The 20,556-nt window shown below is 53.2% G+C and carries 28 protein-coding genes and 1 tRNA gene; 24 read left to right on the forward strand and 5 right to left on the reverse strand.

The window, feature by feature from the left end:
* Nucleotides 1-55 precede the first annotated feature (55 nt).
* The 17 genes from ASAC_RS06155 to ASAC_RS06235 all read left to right on the forward strand — a co-directional run bounded on the left by ASAC_RS06155 (nt 56) and on the right by ASAC_RS06235 (nt 11,386).
* Nucleotides 56-652 (forward strand): PNPOx family protein, encoded by a 597-nt coding sequence (locus ASAC_RS06155; RefSeq protein WP_013267131.1) that lies wholly within the window; start codon nt 56-58, stop codon nt 650-652.
* Complete coding sequence (locus ASAC_RS06160; RefSeq protein WP_013267132.1) at nt 606-1,316, forward strand: hypothetical protein; 711 nt, start codon at nt 606-608, stop codon at nt 1,314-1,316. Before ASAC_RS06155 ends, ASAC_RS06160 begins: the two co-directional genes overlap by 47 nt.
* Before the next feature lie 130 nt (nt 1,317-1,446).
* On the forward strand, nt 1,447-2,721 hold the full coding sequence (locus ASAC_RS06165; protein WP_013267133.1) for a molybdopterin molybdotransferase MoeA: 1,275 nt from the start codon (nt 1,447-1,449) through the stop codon (nt 2,719-2,721).
* Nucleotides 2,722-2,771: 50 nt separating this feature from the next.
* Entirely contained in the window at nt 2,772-3,548 is a 777-nt protein-coding gene (locus ASAC_RS07905) for a PIN domain-containing protein (protein ID WP_013267134.1), read from the forward strand.
* A gap of 74 nt (nt 3,549-3,622) precedes the next feature.
* Complete coding sequence (locus ASAC_RS06175) at nt 3,623-4,201, forward strand: vWA domain-containing protein (protein WP_048812864.1); 579 nt, start codon at nt 3,623-3,625, stop codon at nt 4,199-4,201.
* Between the two features lie 54 nt (nt 4,202-4,255).
* Nucleotides 4,256-4,462, forward strand: coding sequence for a DUF5622 domain-containing protein (locus ASAC_RS06180; RefSeq protein ID WP_013267136.1), 207 nt, complete (start codon nt 4,256-4,258; stop codon nt 4,460-4,462).
* A 60-nt stretch (nt 4,463-4,522) separates the two neighbouring features.
* Entirely contained in the window at nt 4,523-5,071 is a 549-nt protein-coding gene (locus tag ASAC_RS06185; RefSeq protein ID WP_013267137.1) for a 50S ribosomal protein L6, read from the forward strand.
* Nucleotides 5,071-5,478, forward strand: coding sequence for a 50S ribosomal protein L32e (locus ASAC_RS06190; protein ID WP_013267138.1), 408 nt, complete (start codon nt 5,071-5,073; stop codon nt 5,476-5,478). The genes ASAC_RS06185 and ASAC_RS06190 overlap by 1 nt, the downstream gene beginning before the upstream one ends.
* 2 nt (nt 5,479-5,480) lie before the next feature.
* Entirely contained in the window at nt 5,481-5,945 is a 465-nt protein-coding gene (locus ASAC_RS06195; protein WP_048813027.1) for a 50S ribosomal protein L19e, read from the forward strand.
* Complete coding sequence (locus ASAC_RS06200) at nt 5,942-6,580, forward strand: 50S ribosomal protein L18 (RefSeq protein WP_013267140.1); 639 nt, start codon at nt 5,942-5,944, stop codon at nt 6,578-6,580. The genes ASAC_RS06195 and ASAC_RS06200 overlap by 4 nt, the downstream gene beginning before the upstream one ends.
* Complete coding sequence (locus ASAC_RS06205; RefSeq protein ID WP_048812865.1) at nt 6,577-7,230, forward strand: 30S ribosomal protein S5; 654 nt, start codon at nt 6,577-6,579, stop codon at nt 7,228-7,230. The genes ASAC_RS06200 and ASAC_RS06205 overlap by 4 nt, the downstream gene beginning before the upstream one ends.
* Nucleotides 7,231-7,236: 6 nt before the next feature.
* On the forward strand, nt 7,237-7,710 hold the full coding sequence (locus ASAC_RS06210) for a 50S ribosomal protein L30 (protein WP_013267142.1): 474 nt from the start codon (nt 7,237-7,239) through the stop codon (nt 7,708-7,710).
* Between the two features lie 52 nt (nt 7,711-7,762).
* Entirely contained in the window at nt 7,763-8,263 is a 501-nt protein-coding gene (locus ASAC_RS06215; RefSeq protein ID WP_013267143.1) for an uL15 family ribosomal protein, read from the forward strand.
* Nucleotides 8,260-8,859 carry a DEAD/DEAH box helicase family protein gene (locus ASAC_RS06220; protein WP_013267144.1) on the forward strand — a complete coding sequence of 200 codons (600 nt, stop codon included), beginning with the start codon at nt 8,260-8,262 and terminating at the stop codon, nt 8,857-8,859. The genes ASAC_RS06215 and ASAC_RS06220 overlap by 4 nt, the downstream gene beginning before the upstream one ends.
* Complete coding sequence (locus ASAC_RS06225) at nt 8,847-9,350, forward strand: CDP-2,3-bis-(O-geranylgeranyl)-sn-glycerol synthase (RefSeq protein ID WP_013267145.1); 504 nt, start codon at nt 8,847-8,849, stop codon at nt 9,348-9,350. Before ASAC_RS06220 ends, ASAC_RS06225 begins: the two co-directional genes overlap by 13 nt.
* A gap of 114 nt (nt 9,351-9,464) precedes the next feature.
* Nucleotides 9,465-10,628: a fructose-1,6-bisphosphate aldolase/phosphatase gene (fbp, locus tag ASAC_RS06230; RefSeq protein WP_048812866.1), complete on the forward strand. Its 1,164-nt coding sequence runs from the start codon at nt 9,465-9,467 to the stop codon at nt 10,626-10,628.
* 80 nt (nt 10,629-10,708) lie between these two features.
* Entirely contained in the window at nt 10,709-11,386 is a 678-nt protein-coding gene (locus ASAC_RS06235; protein ID WP_013267147.1) for a triose-phosphate isomerase, read from the forward strand.
* Here ASAC_RS06235 and ASAC_RS06240 read toward each other — a convergent pair.
* Entirely contained in the window at nt 11,370-11,696 is a 327-nt protein-coding gene (locus ASAC_RS06240) for a helix-turn-helix domain-containing protein (protein WP_013267148.1), read from the reverse strand. The two genes, ASAC_RS06235 and ASAC_RS06240, sit on opposite strands and share 17 nt — an antisense overlap.
* 128 nt (nt 11,697-11,824) lie before the next feature.
* Nucleotides 11,825-12,850: an acyl-CoA dehydrogenase family protein gene (locus tag ASAC_RS06245; RefSeq protein ID WP_148217191.1), complete on the reverse strand. Its 1,026-nt coding sequence runs from the start codon at nt 12,848-12,850 to the stop codon at nt 11,825-11,827.
* 77 nt (nt 12,851-12,927) lie between these two features.
* Here ASAC_RS06245 and ASAC_RS06250 point away from each other — a divergent pair, with 77 nt between their 5' ends.
* The gene (locus ASAC_RS06250; protein ID WP_013267150.1) at nt 12,928-13,476 is read left to right on the forward strand and encodes a 50S ribosomal protein L16; all 549 of its coding nucleotides are present in this window, start codon (nt 12,928-12,930) and stop codon (nt 13,474-13,476) included.
* Nucleotides 13,477-13,591: 115 nt separating this feature from the next.
* Here the strand turns inward: ASAC_RS06250 and ASAC_RS06255 are convergent, their stop codons facing one another.
* Nucleotides 13,592-13,918 carry a PIN domain-containing protein gene (locus tag ASAC_RS06255; protein ID WP_013267151.1) on the reverse strand — a complete coding sequence of 109 codons (327 nt, stop codon included), beginning with the start codon at nt 13,916-13,918 and terminating at the stop codon, nt 13,592-13,594.
* 315 nt (nt 13,919-14,233) lie between these two features.
* Here ASAC_RS06255 and glyA point away from each other — a divergent pair, with 315 nt between their 5' ends.
* From glyA to ASAC_RS06275, 4 genes are all read left to right on the forward strand, one after another.
* The gene (glyA, locus tag ASAC_RS06260) at nt 14,234-15,535 is read left to right on the forward strand and encodes a serine hydroxymethyltransferase (protein ID WP_013267152.1); all 1,302 of its coding nucleotides are present in this window, start codon (nt 14,234-14,236) and stop codon (nt 15,533-15,535) included.
* Nucleotides 15,536-15,746: 211 nt separating this feature from the next.
* A complete protein-coding gene (locus tag ASAC_RS06265; RefSeq protein WP_013267153.1) occupies nt 15,747-16,688 on the forward strand; it encodes an ABC transporter ATP-binding protein in 942 nt (313 codons plus the stop codon).
* 12 nt (nt 16,689-16,700) lie between these two features.
* Nucleotides 16,701-17,675, forward strand: coding sequence for an oligopeptide/dipeptide ABC transporter ATP-binding protein (locus tag ASAC_RS06270; RefSeq protein ID WP_013267154.1), 975 nt, complete (start codon nt 16,701-16,703; stop codon nt 17,673-17,675).
* Nucleotides 17,676-17,690: 15 nt separating this feature from the next.
* Nucleotides 17,691-17,948, forward strand: a complete 258-nt coding sequence (locus ASAC_RS06275; RefSeq protein ID WP_048812868.1) for a hypothetical protein — start codon at nt 17,691-17,693, stop codon at nt 17,946-17,948.
* Nucleotides 17,949-17,995: 47 nt separating this feature from the next.
* Here the strand turns inward: ASAC_RS06275 and ASAC_RS06280 are convergent.
* Both ASAC_RS06280 and ASAC_RS06285 read right to left on the reverse strand, forming a co-directional pair.
* Nucleotides 17,996-18,083 (reverse strand) — tRNA-Leu (locus tag ASAC_RS06280).
* A gap of 74 nt (nt 18,084-18,157) precedes the next feature.
* On the reverse strand, nt 18,158-18,877 hold the full coding sequence (locus tag ASAC_RS06285) for a CdvA-like protein (RefSeq protein WP_013267156.1): 720 nt from the start codon (nt 18,875-18,877) through the stop codon (nt 18,158-18,160).
* Between the two features lie 123 nt (nt 18,878-19,000).
* Between ASAC_RS06285 and ASAC_RS06290 the strand changes: the two genes are divergently transcribed.
* A complete protein-coding gene (locus ASAC_RS06290; protein WP_013267157.1) occupies nt 19,001-19,681 on the forward strand; it encodes a Snf7 family protein in 681 nt (226 codons plus the stop codon).
* Nucleotides 19,682-19,819: 138 nt separating this feature from the next.
* Nucleotides 19,820-20,545, forward strand: coding sequence for a TrmB family transcriptional regulator (locus ASAC_RS06295; RefSeq protein WP_013267158.1), 726 nt, complete (start codon nt 19,820-19,822; stop codon nt 20,543-20,545).
* Nucleotides 20,546-20,556: the final 11 nt, after the last annotated feature.

Here is a 20,556-nt window from a genome sequence, read left to right on the forward strand (position 1 = left end):
CTCCCACCAAGCCCTTATTCGCCTAGGGGATTAAAGCGTTTTGGGCGAGCAAGGGTTGATAAAGGGCGCATACTATGAGTTCATAGCGTTTCCATGCGCGGTTGACGCAAGGTACTCGATGCCTTTAGGCGTCCTGTGGGGCGATGACAGGACGTTCTCCGTGTACCGCAGCGCCGGCCTCCTTAGGTTCCTTGCAGACAGGGGGACCTTAATGCTGCTTTCGCCGTCTGACCCCTTGCTCTTCGTAAAAAGCGTCAGCCACTCCTTGGAACACGAGGTTGAGTGGGAACCTGACGGCTGCCCCAGGCTTTCAGGCCTGGGCGGCATCTACAGGTGCGAGTACCGGAGGCTGAAGGAGTATCCTGAAGAGGTGACCTTCAGTTGCAGCTTAACAGAGGTGGAGAGCCCTCACGTGCCCTATACTAGAGCTTATGGATGCCTTGTTGAGTTATTAGTCCTGCTAACTAAAGCTAGGGCTGGAGTTGTCGAGAGCTGGTACGTTGACTATGCCAGGGGGCTCAGGTGGTGCGTTGAGAGGTCGACCAGAGGATTACGGAGCTACGTGGACGCCGCTGACGCAATACTGCGCGAGCTTGAGGGAATTGTTGGCAAGAGCAGAGGTAGGGGTCAGGGCCTACAGGGAGATAGCTGAGAGGATGTTAGGATATCCTGAGGTTAACGAGCTCAACAGTGCAATGCATTTTGATGGCTTTATTTCATGCGACGAGCTGTGCGCCAAGCTCCTTGAGATCATGAGAAGGGTCTCCGGAAAGGAGGTCTGCGTGGTGGGGCCCCTGGCCTCACCAGATGAAATTAGGGGCTGCGACACAATAATGGCGCCCGAGGGCGGCATTATTTCACTGCTCGAGGCGGGCCTCAGGCCCCTTGCGGTCACCACAGACGGAGACTCATCCCCTCAGGTGCTTTATCAGGCAGTGGAGGTCTCAGACTACGTGTTGTTGCACATACATGGAGACAACCTGAACAGGGCCTCGTCGCTGGCTAAGGAGATTCCCAGGAGCAAGCTGCTCCTAACGTCGCAGGTCTACACGCCCTACTGCGTGTACCCTTCAGGCGCGTTCACAGATGGTGATAGGGCAATAGCTATATCCATGGAGATGGGGGCTAGCGAAGTCAAGGTATTTGGATTTAACTTCGATTTCGTCTCATGTGTTCACAAGGACTACTGCGCTGATACAAAGCTTCAGAAGCTCAGAGCTGGCAGGGAGGTGCTCCTTAATATAGCGTCAGAGCTTGGGTATGGCGTGAGCATAAAAAATAACTTAATGGTTTTTAGTAGGGTAAACAAAGCCTAGCCTCAACACTTGAACCTTATAAACTTAAAGTCTAGGCTTCTTGCAGGAGAAGGAAAAGTGCGGGCGCGGAAAGGGGAATATAGAGCGCAGATGGAAAAAGCCTACCAGACTTAGAACGTGGGGAGAGATCATGTCGGTAAAGAGAACCATGGAAGGCTTTAAGATGCTAGTGAGTGTCGACGAGGCGCTCAGGAGCATCCTAGATAATATAAACTTAACACCAGATGTAATAGAGGTAAACATACAGGACGCCTTAGGCCTGCCGGTGGCTGAGGACGTGGTAGCACCGTTGGACGTGCCGCCCTTTGATAGAAGCGCCGTCGACGGCTATGCTGTGAGGTCATCCGACACCCTCGGGGCTACCCTCCTTAACCCTGTGAGGCTCAGGATTGTGGGCGAAGTTCAGGCTGGTGATGACCCATCAAGGCTCCCACGGGTTGGCGAGGGCGAGGCCGCAACAATATACACCGGGGCGCCGCTGCCCCCAGGAGCTGATGCTGTAGTAATGGCCGAGGATGCGTCCAGGGTCGGGGAGTATGTCGAGGTTAAAAGGCAGGTGACTCCATATATGAACGTCTCGAGAAAAGGCGAAGACTTCACTAAGGGTAAGATAGTGATTAGAAGGGGCTATAAGGTTCAGCCATGGCATGTAGGCGCCCTGGCCTCGCTGGGCATAAGGAAAATCAAGGTATTCAGAAGGTTAAAGGTTGCCGTTCTCTCCACTGGCAGCGAGGTAGTGGAGCTGGACGACCCGCGCGCCGGCACCCCGGGAACAATAATAAACAGCACGAAGCCCATGCTGATTTCATTGCTTAGGCAGGACGGCTTTGAGCCCATAGATATGGGTACGGTGCCTGACGACGCTGACATGATAAGGTCAAAGATATCCGAGGGGCTGAGGGTCGCCGACGCCATTATAACTACGGGGGGCACCAGCCTGGGGGCCTACGATCTAGTCCCCGACGTTGTTGCTCGCATGGGCAAGGTGCTTTTTAACGGCGTCAGGATGAGGCCTGGGAAGCCCACGGGCGCCGGCATAATCAACGGCAAGCCTGTTTTCATGCTCTCAGGGTTCCCAGTGGCGTCTCTTACAGGCTACATAACGTTTGTAAGGCCGACTCTGAGGCATATGACAGGCACCCCCGAGGACCCGGTGCCCATAGTAAAGGGCAAGATAACTAGAAGGGTGGCTAACGTGGCGGGCATAAGGACCTACTTGAGGGTGAGAGTGTACCCCAACGAAAGAGGGGAACTCATGGTTGAGCCCCTAGCGATAACAGCGTCAGGGGTGCTCTCCACGCTAACGGACGCTAACGCAATACTAGTACTTAATGAGAACGTGGAAGGCTACGATGCTGGGGATGAGGTCGAGGTCATGCTAATTTCCCCACTTGAAGCTTACTAACTGCTAAACTTATTTGTTCTTCAGGTAAACCTCTGAGAGGGCCCTCTGTATTGGTAACTAACATAGAGATTTCAGGCTTCACTGAAGAGGTGCTAGAGGCCCTGGTAAAGGCTGGAATCTATGGAAGCAAGACAGAAGCCATAAGGGACGCCATAAGAAGGCTCCTAGAAAGCTACGACCTTAAAGAAATATCTCTTAGGGCATACAAGAACGGGAGCATCAGCTTTCAGCTGGCAGTAGAGATAAGCGGCCTTAGTGTGGATGAACTCACGTGGTACTTTCTCTCAAGGGACACCGCCCCGCTACTTGGGTCTGACGACGCTTCTGAGATTGTATCGGGGGAGGAGCAGCTGAAGTCTAGGGGCTCGATAACCTTCGACCTCTCGTCCCTTTATGCGATGCTTGAGCTGAACGCGGTTGACCTCGTGTCGCAGCTGGGCAAGAAACTCTCCATATCGTCTAAGACTATGGAAAGGGCTAAGGCTTTGGTCCTGAGGCTCTCCAAGGCTAAGGGCGTTGCATACACGTTAAGTAGCTTCGACGTAGTCAGCATAAACAAGTCGCTCATGGAATTCTCCAGGAGGAACGGCATATCGCTTCAGGAGGCCCACTCAATTTACATAGCTAAGAAGTTAAATGGCATTTTAGTTAGCGACGATGCTAAGACTAGGCAGGTTTCAAGATCCTATGGGGTTCCTGCAGTCCCTACGCTCTCTCTTCTGTCCTACGCCAGATCCCAGGGACTTGTAAACAATAATTACTTCAAAGAACTTGTGATGAAGATGGCCACAATACCCTTTATGGTCCCCAAGGACTTCATAGGCTAGTAGATAGCCATGAGACCTACCCCTTTAAGGCTTATTACTGCGATGTTACAGTAAAGAACTAAGGTACTTGAGTATTGAGCGCCAAAACCTCCCCAAAGGGCCTAGGTCTCGCACTAGTAATAGCCATAGATAGCAGCGCCAGCATGATGCTCAAAGACGTGAAGCCTAATCGGCTGGAGGCCGCAAAGAGGAGCGCTATTGTAATAATTAGGAGCGTTGTGGGGAGCGGCATTCCAACGTTGGTTGGCGTGATCTCTTTCTATGGCAACTCCTTCCCAGTGATGGATCTTACGGACAGCGTAGAAGAGCTCGAGGAGGCGGTCAACTCAATAAAGGTCTCAGGCAAAGCTACAAATCTAAGCATGGCTGTGAAGGACGCGTTTTACATGTTCAAGGACTCGCCGCCTGGCTACTCAAGGAGGCTCATAGTAATAAGTGACGGCGACTTCAACGAGGGACCTGGACCCGACGAGGTCCAGTTCCTTGCCAAGTCCAGCGGCATGAGGGTCGACTTTCTAGTGATAGGTAATTCCCAGCACGTTAAGTCCGACCAAATGACTAAGCTTGCTAACATAACAGGGGGCAAAGTTGTCTACGCCAGGTCCCTCGAGGAGGCAATAAAGAACGCCTACAAGATAGCTATAGGCGAGTGAGCGACTCCTTAGCCTTTTAAATCGTCCAGACCCCTTCAAGCCTGGTGCGAAGGCATGGGAGACAGGAGGAACAAGGTAGTCTTCATATTCATGGGAAAGGGCAAGGGCTACCTCAAGGTCAGGCTCTTTAGGAAGAGAAAGGAGGAGGACCCTGACAGGGTTGTCGTGCTTGGCAAGGTCGAAAAGCCCCTCCCAGGGTACCAGGTAATAAGGCTTGAGGAACTGGAGGCGGCTGTCAGGGAGAAGCTCGAGAAGGCTTAGAATGCTTAAAAAGCAGATCTCAGCCAAGGGAGCGAGGAGCTGATAGGTAGGTGCTGAAAGTTGCCAAAAGCGCTCTACGTCAAGAGGGAGGTCGAGGTCCCGCAGGGCGTGACGGTGAGGATAGAGGGCCTTAAGGTCACTGTGAAGGGTCCCAAGGGCGAGGTTCAGAAGGACTTCTCCCATGCCAGAGGGGTAGAACTGAGGCTTGAAAACAACAAGGTTATAGTGGAGGCCAGGCTCGCAGATACTAGAACTAAGGCGCTAGTAGGTACTGTGGCCGCGCACATAAAGAACATGATAACCGGAGTTTCCAAGGGCTTCAGGTATAAACTTAAGATAATATCAACTCACTTCCCTATAACTGTCAAAGTTGAGAAGAGCAGGGTAGTTATAAGCAACTTCCTTGGAGAGAAGGCCCCGCGCTACGCCACAATAATGCCCGGTGTCACAGTGAAGGTGCAGGGGCAGGACATAATAGTTGAAGGAAGCGATGTGGAGGCGGTGGGCCAGACTGCGGCTAATATCGAGAGAGCAACGCATATAACTGACTTTGACCGCAGGAAGTTCATGGACGGCATATTCATATACTCAAGGGAGGTGGCCAGCTGATGGCCTCGGAGCAGCCAAAGGTCCCAGAGCAGCTCAAGGAGAGGAGAAGGGCGCAGGCCCTCATAAGGAGGAAGCTGAGGCTTCACTTTATAAGGTACCTCTCGTGGCGCCTGAAGAGAATAGATGAGTCATGGCGTAAACCGAAGGGGATAGACAACAAGCTGAGGCTTCAGATGAAGGGTTTTGGAAGGCTTGTTAAGGTGGGCTACGGCTCTAGCTCCGAGATCAGGGGAAGGCACCCCTCAGGACTTATACCGGCCGTGGTGTCCTCTATAAAGGACATTGAAGGCCTCAGCCCAAGCACTCACATAGTTTATATTTCTGCTAAGGTCGGGCTGAGGAAGAGGCTCCAGCTGCTTGAGGAGCTCAGGAGGAGGGGCTTCAGGGTAGCTAATGGTGGTGAGTGACCGTGGACTACAGGCTTCAGAGGAGGCTGGCGGCTGAGATACTGGGCGTCGGCGAGAGCCGCATATGGATAAGTCCAAACCCCGAGGACAGGGAGGATATAGAAGGAGCTGTCACAAAGGATGACGTCAGGTCGCTGATAAGCAGGGGACTTATAAAGGTACTCCCCGCCAAAGGAAACGCCCATAGATGGCTTGAGAGGAAGGGGAAGAGGTCCGAGGGCCACAGAAGGGGCCCTGGAAAGAGGAAGGGAACTGCGTTCTCGCGCAGGGATCCAGAGACCATGTGGGTCAACAAGGTCCGCAAGATGAGGGCTTACATAAGGTGGCTGAGGGACCATGGTATGCTGAGCAGGAAGGACTACAGGACTCTCTACACGCTTATTAAGGGCAACAGGTTTGCAAGCCTCTCAGACCTAAGGAGGTACGCCGAGTCCGCTGGTATGATTAAGGGAGGTGGGGCTAAGTGAAGGGAGGCCCTAATTACAGGGTCCCGCTTAGGAGAAGGAGGGAGGGCAAGACCGACTACTACAAGAGGTTTGCGCTTCTCAGTTCAAGGAAGCCAAGGATGGTGGTCAGGATATCAAATAAGTACATATGGGTGCAGTTCATTCAGTTTGACCTTAAAGGGGACCGTGTCATAGCGGCGGCGCATTCAAGGGAGCTAACCAAGCTTTATGGCTGGAAGGGCAGTGGCAAGAGCGAGTGCGCCGCTTACTTGACAGGTTTCCTCGCCGCAGCAAGGGCCCTGGAGAAGGGCGTTAAGGAGGCCGTGCTGGACATAGGCCTTCACAGGCCAACGCTAGGAGGCAGGGTATTCGCCGCCCTTAAGGGCGCTCTGGACGCTGGCGTGCATGTGCCGCACAGCGACGAAGTTCTACCCTCAGAGGAGAGAATAAGGTGTGAGCACGTGGCATCATATGCTGCTGAGCTGAGCAAGAACGACCCAGAGAAGTACAAGAGGCTCTTCTCGGCACAGCTGACCAGGCTGCCACCTGAGGAGATACCGAAGAACTTCGATGAAGTCCTAGAAAATATAAAGAAGGCCTACAAGACTGTCCTGGAGGCTGCCGGAGGAGCTGAGCAGGCGGTGATGGAGAAGTGAGCAAGCAGACGAGTGCGCCAGGCCCGAGCGCTCCTCAGGCTGAGGAGTGGGTGCCGAAGACTAAGGTGGGCCAGCTGGTCAAGGAGGGCAAAATAGCGTCCATAGACGAGATATTCAGGAGAAACCTGCCCATATTGGAGCCGGAGATAGTTGATGTCCTACTGCCAAACCTGCAGACAGAGGTGCTAGACATATCCCACGTCCAGAAGATGACCGACGCTGGAAGGGTCACGAGGTTCAGGGTGGTAGTTGTAGTAGGCAACAGGGATGGCTACGTTGGTATAGGAAAGGGGAAGGCCAGACAGCTCAGGGAGGCCCTAGACAAGGCTGTCAGGAATGCCAAGCTTAACATAACGCCGGTTAGGAGAGGCTGTGGCAGCTGGGAGTGCACGTGCGGAGAGCCCCATAGTGTGCCCTTCACTGTAGAGGGCAAGAGCGGGAGCGTGAAGGTCATACTCAAGCCAGCGCCCAAGGGCACGGGCCTTGTGGCCGGCAACATAGCTAAGGTAGTGCTCTCAATGGCAGGCATCAGGGACGTGTGGTCTCAGACGTTCGGCGAGACCAGGACAACGTATAACTTCGCAAGGGCTGTATACATGGCGCTCCGTAACACCTACAAGGTGGTCACCTACCAGGACTGGACGAGGTGAGCGGAGGTGGCCTACCTTATTATAAGGATAAGGGGCGAGCCTGACCAGAGGCCTGAGGTCAGGGCAACGCTTAATGAGCTGAGGCTGAGGAGGATATTTACGGCTGTAGTTTACCCTGACGACATGCAGGGCATAAAGGAGATGCTGAGGAGGGCCCAGCCAGCTATTACTTGGGGTGAGGTCTCGCCAGACGTTCTGGCCAGCCTGATAGCAAAGAGGGGCAGGCTGGTGGGGGATAAGCCGATAACTGATGAGTGGGTCAAGGAGCGGCTCAAGCTCAGCGGCATAAGGGAGCTTGCAGAGAAGGTTACAAACAATGAAATTAAGTACTATAAACTGGATGAGGTGGGAGTTAAGCCCTTCTTCAGGCTTCACCCGCCCAGCGGCGGCTTTAAGAGGTCAGTTAAGAAGCTGTACCCTGCTGGAGAGCTGGGCTACCGCGGCAAGGAGATAAATGACTTAGTTCTCAGGATGTTCTGAGCTCCTAGCTTTTTAATCCCCTTTCCTTAGTGTGGTAGAGGGCTGAGCAAACATGACCTGGACGATACCAAGGGCCCGTAAGAAGGTGAGGAAGCTAAGGGGAAGGACCCGCTCAATGGGCTGGGGCCGCATAGGGCAGCACAGGAAGACCGGCAAGAAGGGGGGCAGAGGAGCCGCTGGCATGGGCAAACATAAGAAGAGCTGGATGCTCAAGTATGCTCCGGACTGGTTTGGCACAAGGGGCTTCAGGAACCCTACAAGCAGAGGCGAGCTCAACACTATAGACTTGGAGGGCCTCGAGAGGTTGGTGGCCGGCCTAACTGCTAAGGGCCAGGCCAAGACAGAGGATGGGCTTGTAGTTGTCGACCTTAAGGCAATGGGCTACGAGAAGCTGCTCGGAAGGGGAAAGCTGACAAGCAAGGTCAAGGTAATAGTGCCTATGGCAAGTGAGAAGGCCGTCCAGAAGGTTAAGGAGGCGGGTGGCCTAGTAGTTACAGAGGAGGCGGGCGAGAGCTCAGAAGGGCAGGGCGGCGAGGAGAATGAGGGCCAGTGAGCGGCCCCTGCAAGCCCCTCTCGCCTCTTCCCAGGGAGCTTTCTGAGCTTATTGATATTGGCAGGTTTGTAGTGGTTTACGGCCCCTTTGGCACTGGAAAAACCAGGTTAGCCTTCGAGGTAGCCAGGCACTTGATGTCAGATGGTCATAACGTGAGGCTTCTGGCCACGGAGCCAGGCACCCTGTCCTACGCAAGGAACGTAGTGACGTGCGTGCCCTACATGACAATATTAACGGCTGACCAGCTGGTAAACGAGGTTGTCAAGGCCGCATCCGAGGGCGTGAAGATAATAGTAGACTCCATAAACTGGCCCTTCAGATCGCTGCAGGGGGACTACCCTCTCAGGCTGCTCTCTTTCGTCTCGGCAGTACTAAGGCAGGTAGGGGGCTTCGCAGTAGGCCAGATAGCCGATGTGGAGGGCGGCGAGTTCGAGATGTCCCTCGGGAGGTGGGTCCTGCCGTGGGCTGACGCCATAGCTTACACAGAGAGGATAACATGTAAGAGGGGACCCTGCGTGGCTCTAACCTTTATCAAGCCGTTCATTAACACGCTCATATTTGAGCTGAAGAAGGAGGGTGTTGAATGGGTGGCCTGACATTTTCGCTGCTGCTGTTATTAGAGTATATAGCGCCAGCAATGGTTGCCAACGGAGCCCCAGTTGTGCTTCATGGGCCGCCACCCATAGACTTTGGAAAGAGGCTACCTGACGGCAGAAGGATTTTTGGCGATGGAAAGACTTGGGGAGGCCTCCTGGCTGGCATAACTTCCGGCACCTTCGTAGGGGTCATAGAGTGGCCGCTCCTGGGCCCTCAACACATAGCCTATGCCGCGCTGGCCTCAGCAGGCGCCATGTGCGGCGACCTCTTTGGCTCATTTATTAAGAGGAGAGCAGGACTTGAAAGGGGGGCCGAAGCCCCAGTCCTCGACCAGCTGGGCTTTTACATCTTCGCGCTGCTGTTCCTCTACATAGGCGGCGTCACGTTTTCTGTGTATGCCGAGCTTATATGGGCCGTCATAATATACGTGCTCCACCGCGCGACAAACTGGGCCGCCTATAAGTTGAGGCTTAAGTCGGTTCCCTGGTAGCAGCATTAACTCATGCAGTTGGCGAAATGCCAGGCAACGTTACTTTTGGAATTTTAGATATCATGGATCTCATGTTTCAAAAATAGAAATATAAGGGTGACCCGCACCGCATTCATGGGGATTCTAGTGTCGTCTGGCGGAACAAAGACTACCCTGAGCGTGATAAAGGCCGACATCGGAAGCATAGCTGGGCATCATAAAGCACATCCAGACACCCTTCTTGCCGCCTCAAGGGTCCTGGCCGAGGGCAAGAAGAAGGGTATAATAGCGGACTTTTACGTGACCGCGATAGGCGACGATATTCAGCTCATAATGACGCACTTCAGGGGCGTTAATGATCCTCAGGTTCACGAGCTTGCGTGGAGCGCATTTAAGGAGGCAACGTCCGTGGCTAAGGACCTGGGCCTATATGCTGCCGGCCAGGACCTGCTAAGCGACACCTTCAGCGGTAACGTCAGGGGGCTGGGGCCGGGGGTCGCGGAGCTGGAGTTTAACGAGAGGCCTTCAGAGCCCGTAGCTATTTTTATGGCTGACAAGACGGAGCCAAGCGCCTTTAACCTGCCTCTCTACAAGATCTTTGCTGACCCGTTTAACACCGCAGGGCTTGTAATAGACCCTAAGATGCACAGCGGCTTTGTGTTCACGGTGCTAGACCTTTACGAGGGCAAGGCGGTTGACCTGTCGACGCCTGAGGAGCTCTACGACCTGTTGGCACTCATAGGCACCACGTCAAGGTACGTCATAAAGTACGTCCATAGGAAAGATGGAGAGCCGGCGGCCGTGGTCAGCTCGGAGAGGCTTAACCTAATAGCGGGCAAATATATAGGCAAGGACGACCCAGTTATGATAGTTAGGCTTCAGTCAGGCTTCCCCGCGCTCGGGGAGGCGCTTGAGGCCTTCTCGTTCCCTCACCTGGTGGCCGGCTGGATGCGCGGCAGCCACTTCGGCCCACTTATGCCAGTTGGCCTTAAGGATGCTAAGATGACAAGGTTTGACGGGCCTCCAAGGGTACTTGGACTTGGCTTCAATATAAAAGCTGGCAGGCTTGTGGGCCCAACAGACCTCTTTGATGATGTGGCCTTTGACGAGGTCAGGAGGCAGGCAGCGGAGATCGCAGATTACATGAGAAGGCACGGCCCCTTCATGCCGCACAGGCTAGGTCCTGAAGAGATGGAATATACAACGCTGCCCGACGTACTAAAGCGCCTTGAGGGCAGGTTCAGGCCGTTTGACCTAGGATATAGGCCCATCGTAAAGCATGAGGACCTGCTGGAGTGACGGCCTGACACGCTAACATGACTTGGAAGATCTACATGCCCTTTTTAGGAAGGGAGCCCGCTCCTAACTTGTGACCGGGCATGCCTAGGCTGGTCTTCGCCGTAAATTTTAAGGCATACGAGACCGCATTTAATGAGAAGTCGCTGGAGATAGCTAGGGAGGCGTCAAAGGCCTCCTCAAGATACGGCAACGTCCGGGTTATTCTCATAGTGCCTGCTGCGATTGCATCAAAGGTGCTCCAAATTTACGACGACGTCTACATTGAGCATGCAGATCCCGTGGACTACGGGGCTTACACGGGCTACCTGCCAGCTAAGGCAGCTAGGCTGCTTGGAGTTAGGGGCATTCTAGTAAATCACAGTGAACACAAGATGATCTACAGGGACGTAGCTAAGGTTGTCGAAACGGCGTCCAAGGACGGCATAGAAACTATGGCCTGCGCCGACACGCCTGGCGAGGCCGCTGGGCTGGCTTACTTGAGGCCAACCTACATAGCAATTGAGCCGCCAGAGCTCATAGGCACTGGGGTCTCAGTTTCCAAGGCCAGGCCTGAAGTTATCACTGAGGGCGTTAAGGCCGTAAAGGCAGTGGCCGATATACCTGTGCTGGCCGGCGCTGGGATCACGTATAGGGAGGACGTCGTACGTGCAGTGCAACTCGGCGCCAGCGGCATACTGCTGGCAAGCGCTGTAATGAAGGCCGCGGATCCGGACAAAGCGCTCAGCGAGTTCGTAGATGCGCTCAGCTCTGTTGCATGACTGTTTGAGGTCCTTCAACTTCCTTCGCTTTGGACTCTATCAGCTTCTCGACCTCGTCGAGGCTCTTCCTGCACTCGTCGAGCATCGCAAGTAACTTGTTAACGTTAAGTTTGACCAGCTTTCTCGGCCTCCCCCTTCCCTCTATCTTGAGCTTGCTGGTGGTCACTATTCCCAGGCCCGTCAGATCGTTGATTACCCTCAGGACGAGCGGGTAGCTGACGTTCAGCTCTTTTGTAATATCCCTGACGCTTATCTCCTTGCGGTCGAGTAGGACCTCTATTATTTGTGCGGAGACCTCGGGGTCCGGCACTGAGGCGCACTGAATTAAGGCTTTCAGATACTTTAAGGTTTTACCTTCCACTTCTAGTCCCGTGTCGCACTTTTCAAAGGAAACTTATTAATTTTTCTCTTTTAAATATTAAGACTTAGAACCTGGGTTCAGGCCCCTCTGTACTTCTTGACGGCCAGGTCGCCTATGAAGTCATAGAGCACCTCCCTGGCCCCTGCGCCTATGTCAAGCATCCTGGCGTCCCTCGCGAGCCACTCGAGCCTTGATCCTCTTGAGAAGCCGGTTCCGCCCATTATCTGTATTGCGGTCCACGTCGCCTTTTGCGCAACCTCAGCCCCGAGCAGCTTTGCCATAGCGGCATCGTATGGATCTAGGCCTCCCTTCTCCGCCTTGTCTATGGCGTCCCTTATAAGGGCGTCGAGGGCCCTTGACCTGATCTCCAGGTCAGCTAACATCCACCTTACGCCCTGAAACTCCCCCAGTTCCTTGCCGAATATGACCTTTCTCAACGCCTTGGAACCCGCCTCCTCGAGGGCCCCCTCCTTTATGCCAAGGCCTATCATGCCGTATCCCAGCCTTTCGTAGTTAACGGTCTCGAGCGCCTCCCTAATGCCTTTGCCTGGGGTTCCAATCCTGATGCCGTGAGAGCTGTTGAACTTGACCCTCGAGACTCCGGCGCCCCTGAACGTGAAGAGGTCCTGGACTTCAACTTCAACTGAGGGGTCCCTTGTGACCATGTACAGAGTTGGCCCCTTAGGGCCATTGGCAAGTACCAAGAACCTGTCCGCGTAGGCCGCGTTGCTAGCGAAGACTTTTTCGCCAGTAATAATAGCCTCGTCGCCCTTCTCCTCGGCAACGGTCTTTAGGTTAGCCTTTATGTCGGTGCCTCCCCCTGGCTCAGTTATGCAGATTGAGTATATGTGGCCCTCCTCCTTAAACCTGAGGGCGACGGTTGATGATGACATTATTATGTGTGCCACTGCCGGGCTCCACTTAGAGGCCTCCCTCACGACCTCGTATACGGACCTCATGCCAAGGGATACTGCATTGAATGCTCCAGCCGAAGAAAGCCTATCTATGACGTCCTTGTCAACTAAGTTCTTATCGTCTATATCCTTTGCCTTGGTAGGCAGCAGCTCATTAAGGACTTTCAGCACTTCCTCCTTTGACGCCATGTCAAACACCCATGAGACCAGGCTTCAAACTAATATTTAAAGTCCAACCAAGGAAGCTATCTGGAGGGCGAAGCACTATGCCCATGAGGCCTGGCCGCTGCTATTCCCATATAACTAGCCAGCCTTATACTAGGAAAGAGTATATACATGGGGCTCCACAGCCAAAGATCTCGAAGTTCACTGCTGGAAGTCCGGCAGTCCAGGGCAACTACGAGGTGAGGGTTCAGCTTATCTCGCTCGAGAGAGGCCAGATAAGGTCTAACGCGCTGGAGTCCGCAAGGTTAATGGCCTCTAAGTACCTTTCAACGACCGTAGGGGACCCGAACTATTTCCTCGTGGTGAGGACCTATCCACACCAGGTTATAAGGGAGAACAAGATGATGGCTTTTGCGGGCGCCGACAGGCTCCAGGATGGCATGAGACTCTCGTTTGGAACTCCCGTCGGTGTGGCTGCCGTCGTTGATATAGGCGATGCAATAATTGATGTGTTCGGCAGAGCATCAGACCTAGACAAGATAAAGGAAGCTCTCAGGAGGGCAGCCTCTAAGATACCTCATAGGACCCGCATCGTGATAAGGGAGATTAGAGGCCAGGGGCCTAGCCAGGAACCCTCCAAGGCAGCTTAGGCCCTAATGGCCAAGTTCTCTTGGTTCATGTAATTATGGACGTCTTCAATCTCTTTTAACAGCGCAATCACAGCAACACTATTATTAGCACGCCAGCCAGGTTTACCAAAAGTCGCTAAGCTGCTACTGAGGGATGCTGCTGGGTGCCGACAAGGACAAGCTCTGAGCGGCCAGAGTCGCCCAGCGCTGCGTTCTCTATGACAGCCTGAATTATCTCCTCTACGAGCTCCCCATACGACTTGAGCGGATCAACCCTTATCTCTTTATCGCCTATCACCACGGTTGGGTCTTCGGTTGTCTGGATAGGCGCGGTTAAATGGCTGTTTATCTCCACGAAGACCATAAGTGAGTACTCCCTCCTCAACACCTCAGCGGCATCAAAGGCGGCCTTCACTACCATTTCATCGTCCCACGGCGTCTCATTAACTATCAGGTTGAGCATTCCAGACACCCGGGTAAGCGGAAATCCTATGCTCCAACCGGAATACTTGTCATAGGGCATATTTATTATATTAGGGTTCGTAATCCGGCGCTTCTTGATGAAGTAAACTAAAACGTAAAATATAACTACCAAGCTAAGCTGATGCTTTAATAGTATGGTATACTTTTAATCAAAACAGCAAAGCCTCATTTGGGGCTTAAACGTTATCTCAATATTTGTTTCATTGCAACCTACCTGCGCATTGGGAGCCACCTAGAGGTGGGATATTGACAGGCATAATAACTCGCGGCGACAGCTCACCTGTGAGTGGGAAGGTTGATAGACAGGGACACCTTTGTCAAGATTTTTGAGTTGACGAACTCTCAAAACGTGTGGAGGCTAAAGGAGACCATAAACCTCATAGCAAGCGAGAACGTCATGAGCCCCGCGGCTATGGCCGTTTACATTAATGACTTTATGCACAGGTATGCGGAGGGCAAACCCTTCAAGAGGCACTACCAGGGCACCAAGTATATAGACGAGCTTGAGGTCCTTGCTGACAAGCTCATGGGCGAGCTGCTCGACACAGACATGGTTGACTTGAGGCCCATAAGCGGCACCATAGCTAACGCTGCAGTTTTCAGGGCGCTCGCCGCTCCGGGCGAGCAGGCCGTCATAGCTCCTGTCCAGGCGGGCGCCCACGTGAGCCACACTAAGTTTGGCACGCTGGGGGCCCTTGGCATCAAGCAGGTGGAGCTGCCCTATGACGAGGAAAGAATGAACGTAGATGTAGACAAGGCCGTTAAAGTAATAGAGCAGGTGAAGCCCAAGTTCGCCGTCCTGGGAGGAAGCGTCTACCTTTTCCCGCACCCAGTTAAGGAAATAGCGGAAGCCGTGCACTCGGTTGGCGGCAAACTTGTCTACGATGCAGCGCACGTACTCGGACTTATAGTAGGTAAGGCGTGGGAGAATCCGCTTAAGCACGGCGCTGACGTTATCACAGCGTCGACGCACAAGACGTTCCCAGGGCCCCAGGGAGGCGTCATATTCTTCTCGGACGAGGCCACGTACAAGGAGGTTGGGAAGACCATATTCCCATGGTTTGTGAGCAGCCACCACCTGCACAGGATACCTGCCACTGCAGTTGTAGCCCTGGAAATGAAGGAGTATGGCCATAACTACGCTGAGCAGATAACTAAGAACGCAAAGAAACTGGCCGAGGCCCTTGCTGAGAGGGGGTTCACAGTCCTTGGGGAGTCTATGGGTTATACTATGAGCCACCAGGTTCTGGTTGACGTCTCAAAGCAGGGGGGCGGAGCTAAGGTAGCCGCTGAGCTGGAGCAGGCCAACATAATACTTAACAAGAACCTCCTCCCGCACGACCCGCCCGAGGCCGTAAGGAATCCAAGCGGGCTGAGGATAGGAGTTCAGGAAATGACTAGGTTTGGCATGAAGGAGCCAGAGATGGAAGTGATAGCGGACTTCATGGAGAGGGTAGCGATCAAAGGCGAGGATCCAGCTAAGGTAAGGGAAGAGGTTAAGCAGTTCAGGTCGCAGTTCACCAAGGTGCACTATGCCTACACGCTTGATGATCTGCAGGGTATAACTTATGCGGATGCTATAAAGCTCTTGGAGTGAGCCTCCCGCCTTAAGCTCACGCAGATAATAGTATACAATTTTGTATTAGAATAATATACTGAAGTTAAAGCCTTAGGCAAGCGTTGATCAAACTCGAGTCTGTTTTAGGCGGCTCTGCAGGTGCTTATGGTAAGAACAGGATCACTTAGCATAATAATTTAAAGTTCAGACCTGTAGCTGTAAAAAGGCCCCAAGAAGGAAGGGAAATTGCATGCCGCCTCTACTTAAGGTGGAGAACCTGAAGATATACTTCCACATGCCAAGGGGCTATGTAAGAGCAGTGGATGAAGTGAGCCTTGAGCTGAATGAAGGCGAAATAATAGGCGTGGCGGGGGAGAGCGGCAGCGGCAAGAGCACCCTGGCCCTGGGAATAATGAGGCTCATAATGCCCCCAGGATTTATAGAAGGAGGTAATGTGTACTTCGAGGGTAACGAGATCCTGCACCTGCCTGAGAAGGTCTTTAACTCGGAGTACAGGTGGAAGAGGATAGCCATGGTCTTCCAGGGCTCGATGAATGGCTTCACGCCTGTCTATAGGATAAGGGATCAGATCAAGGAGGTTCTGGAGGTTCATGGCTATACGGGGGATCCCGACCAGCGGGTCAATGAGCTCATGAAAATGGTGAACCTGGACCCCTCAATAGCCGACAGGTATCCGCACGAGCTCAGCGGAGGGCAGCGGCAGAGGGCTTTCATAGCTATGGCCCTAGCGCTCAACCCAAAGGTGTTGCTGGCTGACGAGCCTACTACGGCTCTCGACGTTATTACTCAGACCCATATAATAAACCTGCTCAAGCAGCTGAAGAAGGAGCTCAACCTTTCAATACTGTTCATAACGCACGACCTGGCGCTTATGTCAATGCTGGCAGACAGAATTTACGTGATGTACGCCGGCCGGATAGTTGAGCACGCAAGCACTGAAAACATAGTCAAGAACGCAAAGCACCCATACACTAAGCTCCTTATGGAGTCGGTCCCCGACCTAAGTAAAGACTACGTCAAGGGCATACCGGGCTCAATGCCAGACCTGGCCAGGCTTCCGCCTGGCTGCAGGTTCAGCACCAGGTGTCCCTTCGTAATGGACAGGTGCAGGGCGGAGGAGCCGAAGCTGAGGAGGGTGGGCGAGAATGACGTCGCGTGCTGGCTTTATTGAGAGGTGACGCAGATGGTGTCAAATGAGATCTTAATAGAGACCCGCAACCTCAAGGTGTACTTCCAGAAGGGGGGCCTCTTCAGCAAGAAGTCCTTTGTTAAGGCTGTAGACGACGTAACTATACAGATACGCAAGGGCGAGATACTCGGGCTTGTGGGTGAGAGCGGCAGCGGCAAGACAACCCTCGGCAGGACTACGATAGGACTTCAGGCTCCCACGTCAGGGCAGGTTATATACTATGATAGTAAGGGGACGCCGCACGAGATAACTCCTAAGAAGATAAATAAGGATATCAGGAGGAAGCTTCAGATGGTTTATCAGGACCCCTTCTCGTCAATAGACCCCTACATGAAGGTATATGACGCTTTAAGGCAACCCCTTTACTATGCTGGCGTTAAGGATCCGGCCGAGGCCACTGAGATAATTCATAAGGCTTTTGACGAGGTAGGGCTTCCGTATGATCTCCTGTCGAACTTCGTGTTCCAGCTCAGCGGGGGCCAGAGGCAGAGGGTGGCTATAGCCAGGGCCCTCATGTTAAATCCTGAGTACCTGGTTGCTGACGAGCCCGTGACCATGTTAGACGCCTCGCTCAAGGGGCTCATAGTTGACGATCTGAGAAAGATAAACGCCGAGAGGGGCATATCTATACTGTTCATAACTCACGAGCTCCCAATAGCGAAGGTTATCTCGCACAGGATAGCCATAATGTATCTAGGCAAGATAGTCGAGATAGGCCCGACCAAGAAGGTGATCGAGAATCCACTTCATCCATATACTCAGGCCCTGCTTCAGGCATATCCAAGACTGGACCCAAGCCTAAGGGATAAGATGATAAAAGTTAATGTCAGAGAACTAGAGCTGGTAGTGCCTAAGAGCGGCTGCAGGTTCCACCCCAGGTGTCCCTTCGTAATGGACAGGTGCAGGGCGGAGGAGCCGGCGCTTAAGGAGGTGGAGCCTGGCCACTTTGTAGCGTGTTATCTCTACTAGATCGGGGGGCTTTTGTTGAGAATCTACTTCAGGTTCCTCATCGTTGGGACGATAATGATGGGCCTAACTTATATTCTTACAATAATAGCCATAAGGTATACGAGCCTTCCGTTGGAGGTATTGGCGTTCGCTATAGCCTTGGCAGGCGCCATGATACTCTTCAGGGGCCTTGCAGAGTTCTTAAGGGACGTGATCAGCGGCGAATACAAGAAAGGGAAGGGCAGCGTCAAGAGGCGCAACGGCGAATCCGATGAGGAGCAGGGAGCTGAGTGAAAAGATCGCAGCTCCTTTCCTTTCAATGGACCTATAATTAGCGCCTATGGTGCGGGGGGTGGGCTTCGAACCCACGCAGGCCTACGCCAACGGGTCTTGGGCCCGCCCCCTTTGGCCAGGCTCGGGCACCCCCGCACCATAAGAAGCTGTAAGTGTGAGTGGAAATAAGGCCTTACTCTGGACAGAGGCTCGCTAAGCTGGCCCACAGTTTAGGCCTCTATCTTAACTACCATAGTTTGTTGTGCGTTGGGGCCCGCGGCTACCGGGCTTTGGGTGGTCGTCGAAGGCTGAGGCTGTACAGCTTTCTGAACCTCGCCCTCGCTGGCCAGTTGCACTACCTTATCCAGCTTGTCCAACAGGTCCTTGGCAGCCTTCTTTTCCTCGCTTAGGCTGTCCTGAAGCTTCCTGAGGTGGTTCATGCTCTGCGTGTAGCCTCTCTCGCTTATCTCCCCGCTGAAGTAGGAGATCCCTATAGTTGCTATGGCCCTGGCAACTTTGAGGCTTTCGTCATCTATCTCACCTATTCTTGAGTTTACGACCTTCTTGACCTCGTCAGCCTTTAGTTTGAGCGCCTTTATCTCATCTTCAAGCTTTCTCTTCATGGGCTCTACTACTACAGCTGGAAGGTCGTTCCTGCTACTTATGTTCTCGATGGCCTTTCTCCTCTTGTAGGCCCTGTCAAGATTCTCTATCACCTGCAGTATCTCAAACTTCCACTCAGGAGTCACCGTTACCTTGTCGTCACTAACCTTAACTCTCTCGCCCTCTATGACATCAAGTGACAGGTCCTCGGACTTAACTATTATAGACGACACCTTGCCGTCTATGTCGCTCTCCACAGCTATGAGCGTGCCGAGGCTCCTGCCGAAGTCATCAAACACTTCAGAACCTATGAACTTAGAGATCTCGTCAACCTTAATTGCGGGCATTCGCTGCACCAATGGGTCCTAGCTGGGCCGTATATAAAACGCGGAAGCCCGCTTAACTTTGGCTGTCCCCCTTTAAGCCTATGTAGTCAAAGGCGCGTCTGGAGCAAATCCCGGTGATAAGAAGTGAGCGGGATAGAGAGCTGGCCCAAGAGGTGGAGCGAGGAGCCGAAGAGGGACACGATAGCTGAGAAGGTTAAGAACTTCATATCTCCACCCCCGCCCCTGAAGAGGCAGATAATGATAGCGAGCTACAGGGTAGCCACGCAGATGAACAAGCTGGACTACACTCTCAGCAAGCTGCAGGCTTACGACAGGCAGCTCTTTGAGAAGGTGGTCAACAGCCTCACTGAGGGCGACAGGAGCAGGGCTGCCATGTATGCCAACGAGGTCGCAGAGGTAAGGAGAATGACTAAGGTAATAATGACCGTCAGGTACGCTCTCGAGAAGGTCAAGCTGAGGCTTGACACGACGCTGATAATGGGTGACGTTAACGCCGACCTGGCGCCTGCAATAGTAGCGCTGAAGCAGGTGGCCGGGTACCTCAGAGGCACCATGCCTGACGTGTTCACCGACCTGATGGACATAGACGAGGAGCTGCAGACAGCAGTAACGCAGTACACAAGCGGAGCTGTGCCAATGCTTGACAACGAGTTCGTGACCGAGGAGGCGCAGAAGATACTGAAGGAGGCAAGCATAGTCGCAGAGCAGAGGATGAAGCAGGAGTTCCCAGAGCTGCCCTCCGTGGAGGGAGCCCCAACCTCTACGGGCCAGCAGGGGAGCGCAACGGCCGGGGCCTCAAAGTGAGGCCCCACCGGCCTCAGTTTCACAAGGTTATTTTAATTACACCTTAAGTTTGTTAGTTATAGTTCAGTGGTTCAAATTCTTTGCAGGAGTAGCAGATATTAGGTCTTTGGTCGCATCAAATAAAGGGCAGAGCAAGGATTGAGCAGTGAGGACAATATAATAGAGACGCTCAGGAGGGCCCTGGACCTAACGCTCTACGAGGCAAAGCTTTATGTAGCTCTCCTTCAAGGGGCCAAGGACCCAAAGGAGGCGAGCGCAATAAGCGGGGTGCCGCTCCCCAGGATATACGACGTTATAAGGGTCCTTGAATCTAAGGGCATGGTTTACCGTGATCCAAGCGGCTGGTACAAGGCCATAAGTCCTCAGTCATTGGCCGCAATGAGCATTATAAGGATAGAGGAGGAAATGAGGAGAAGGGTAAAGGACGTAGAGAGCGCGGTTAAGATGCTGGAGAGGTTTGACAAAAGACTTTCATCTCCCCCAGCAACCGTGGTCAGGGGCCTTCTTAACGTGATAAGCGCTGCCGTTGATTACTTCAGAACTTCCTCAGTGGTCTATGTCACTGCAGTCTACGTGCTGGCAAATGGCGACTACCTGGGCAAGCTTGTCAGCTCCCTTGCCGCTTACGTTTCTGACGTCAGGGTTCTCGCAAGCTTTGTGCCCCAGCTTCCTCAGTCGCCTGGGGTCAAGCTGAAGGGTAACGTGGCCTCGCTATATGTTGACTCAGTGGCCTCAAAGTCATCACTGATGGTTATAGTTAAGGATCCTGCAAACGATGAACCTATGAGCCTTCTGGTCAACGACCCTGTGCAGGCCAACACTTCATTCAAAGCCCTCTCAGCTCTCTGGCAAATAGCCCAGTAAGTAGTGATTAC

This window comes from Acidilobus saccharovorans 345-15 (assembly GCF_000144915.1).
In the GTDB taxonomy this organism is placed as follows: Archaea; Thermoproteota; Thermoprotei_A; order Sulfolobales; family Acidilobaceae; genus Acidilobus; species Acidilobus saccharovorans.

Coding starts and splice junctions, on each gene's coding strand:
- ASAC_RS06165 (WP_013267133.1), top strand. CDS start 1,447: ATGTCGGTAAAGAGAACCATGGAAGGCTTTAAGATGCTAGTGAGTGTC.
- ASAC_RS06180 (WP_013267136.1), top strand. CDS start 4,256: ATGGGAGACAGGAGGAACAAGGTAGTCTTCATATTCATGGGAAAGGGC.
- ASAC_RS06190 (WP_013267138.1), top strand. CDS start 5,071: ATGGCCTCGGAGCAGCCAAAGGTCCCAGAGCAGCTCAAGGAGAGGAGA.
- ASAC_RS06215 (WP_013267143.1), top strand. CDS start 7,763: ATGACCTGGACGATACCAAGGGCCCGTAAGAAGGTGAGGAAGCTAAGG.
- ASAC_RS06225 (WP_013267145.1), top strand. CDS start 8,847: ATGGGTGGCCTGACATTTTCGCTGCTGCTGTTATTAGAGTATATAGCG.
- fbp (WP_048812866.1), top strand. CDS start 9,465: ATGGGGATTCTAGTGTCGTCTGGCGGAACAAAGACTACCCTGAGCGTG.
- ASAC_RS06235 (WP_013267147.1), top strand. CDS start 10,709: ATGCCTAGGCTGGTCTTCGCCGTAAATTTTAAGGCATACGAGACCGCA.
- ASAC_RS06245 (WP_148217191.1), bottom strand. CDS start 12,850: ATGGCGTCAAAGGAGGAAGTGCTGAAAGTCCTTAATGAGCTGCTGCCT.
- ASAC_RS06250 (WP_013267150.1), top strand. CDS start 12,928: ATGCCCATGAGGCCTGGCCGCTGCTATTCCCATATAACTAGCCAGCCT.
- ASAC_RS06255 (WP_013267151.1), bottom strand. CDS start 13,918: ATGCTCAACCTGATAGTTAATGAGACGCCGTGGGACGATGAAATGGTA.
- ASAC_RS06265 (WP_013267153.1), top strand. CDS start 15,747: ATGCCGCCTCTACTTAAGGTGGAGAACCTGAAGATATACTTCCACATG.
- ASAC_RS06270 (WP_013267154.1), top strand. CDS start 16,701: ATGGTGTCAAATGAGATCTTAATAGAGACCCGCAACCTCAAGGTGTAC.
- ASAC_RS06285 (WP_013267156.1), bottom strand. CDS start 18,877: ATGCCCGCAATTAAGGTTGACGAGATCTCTAAGTTCATAGGTTCTGAA.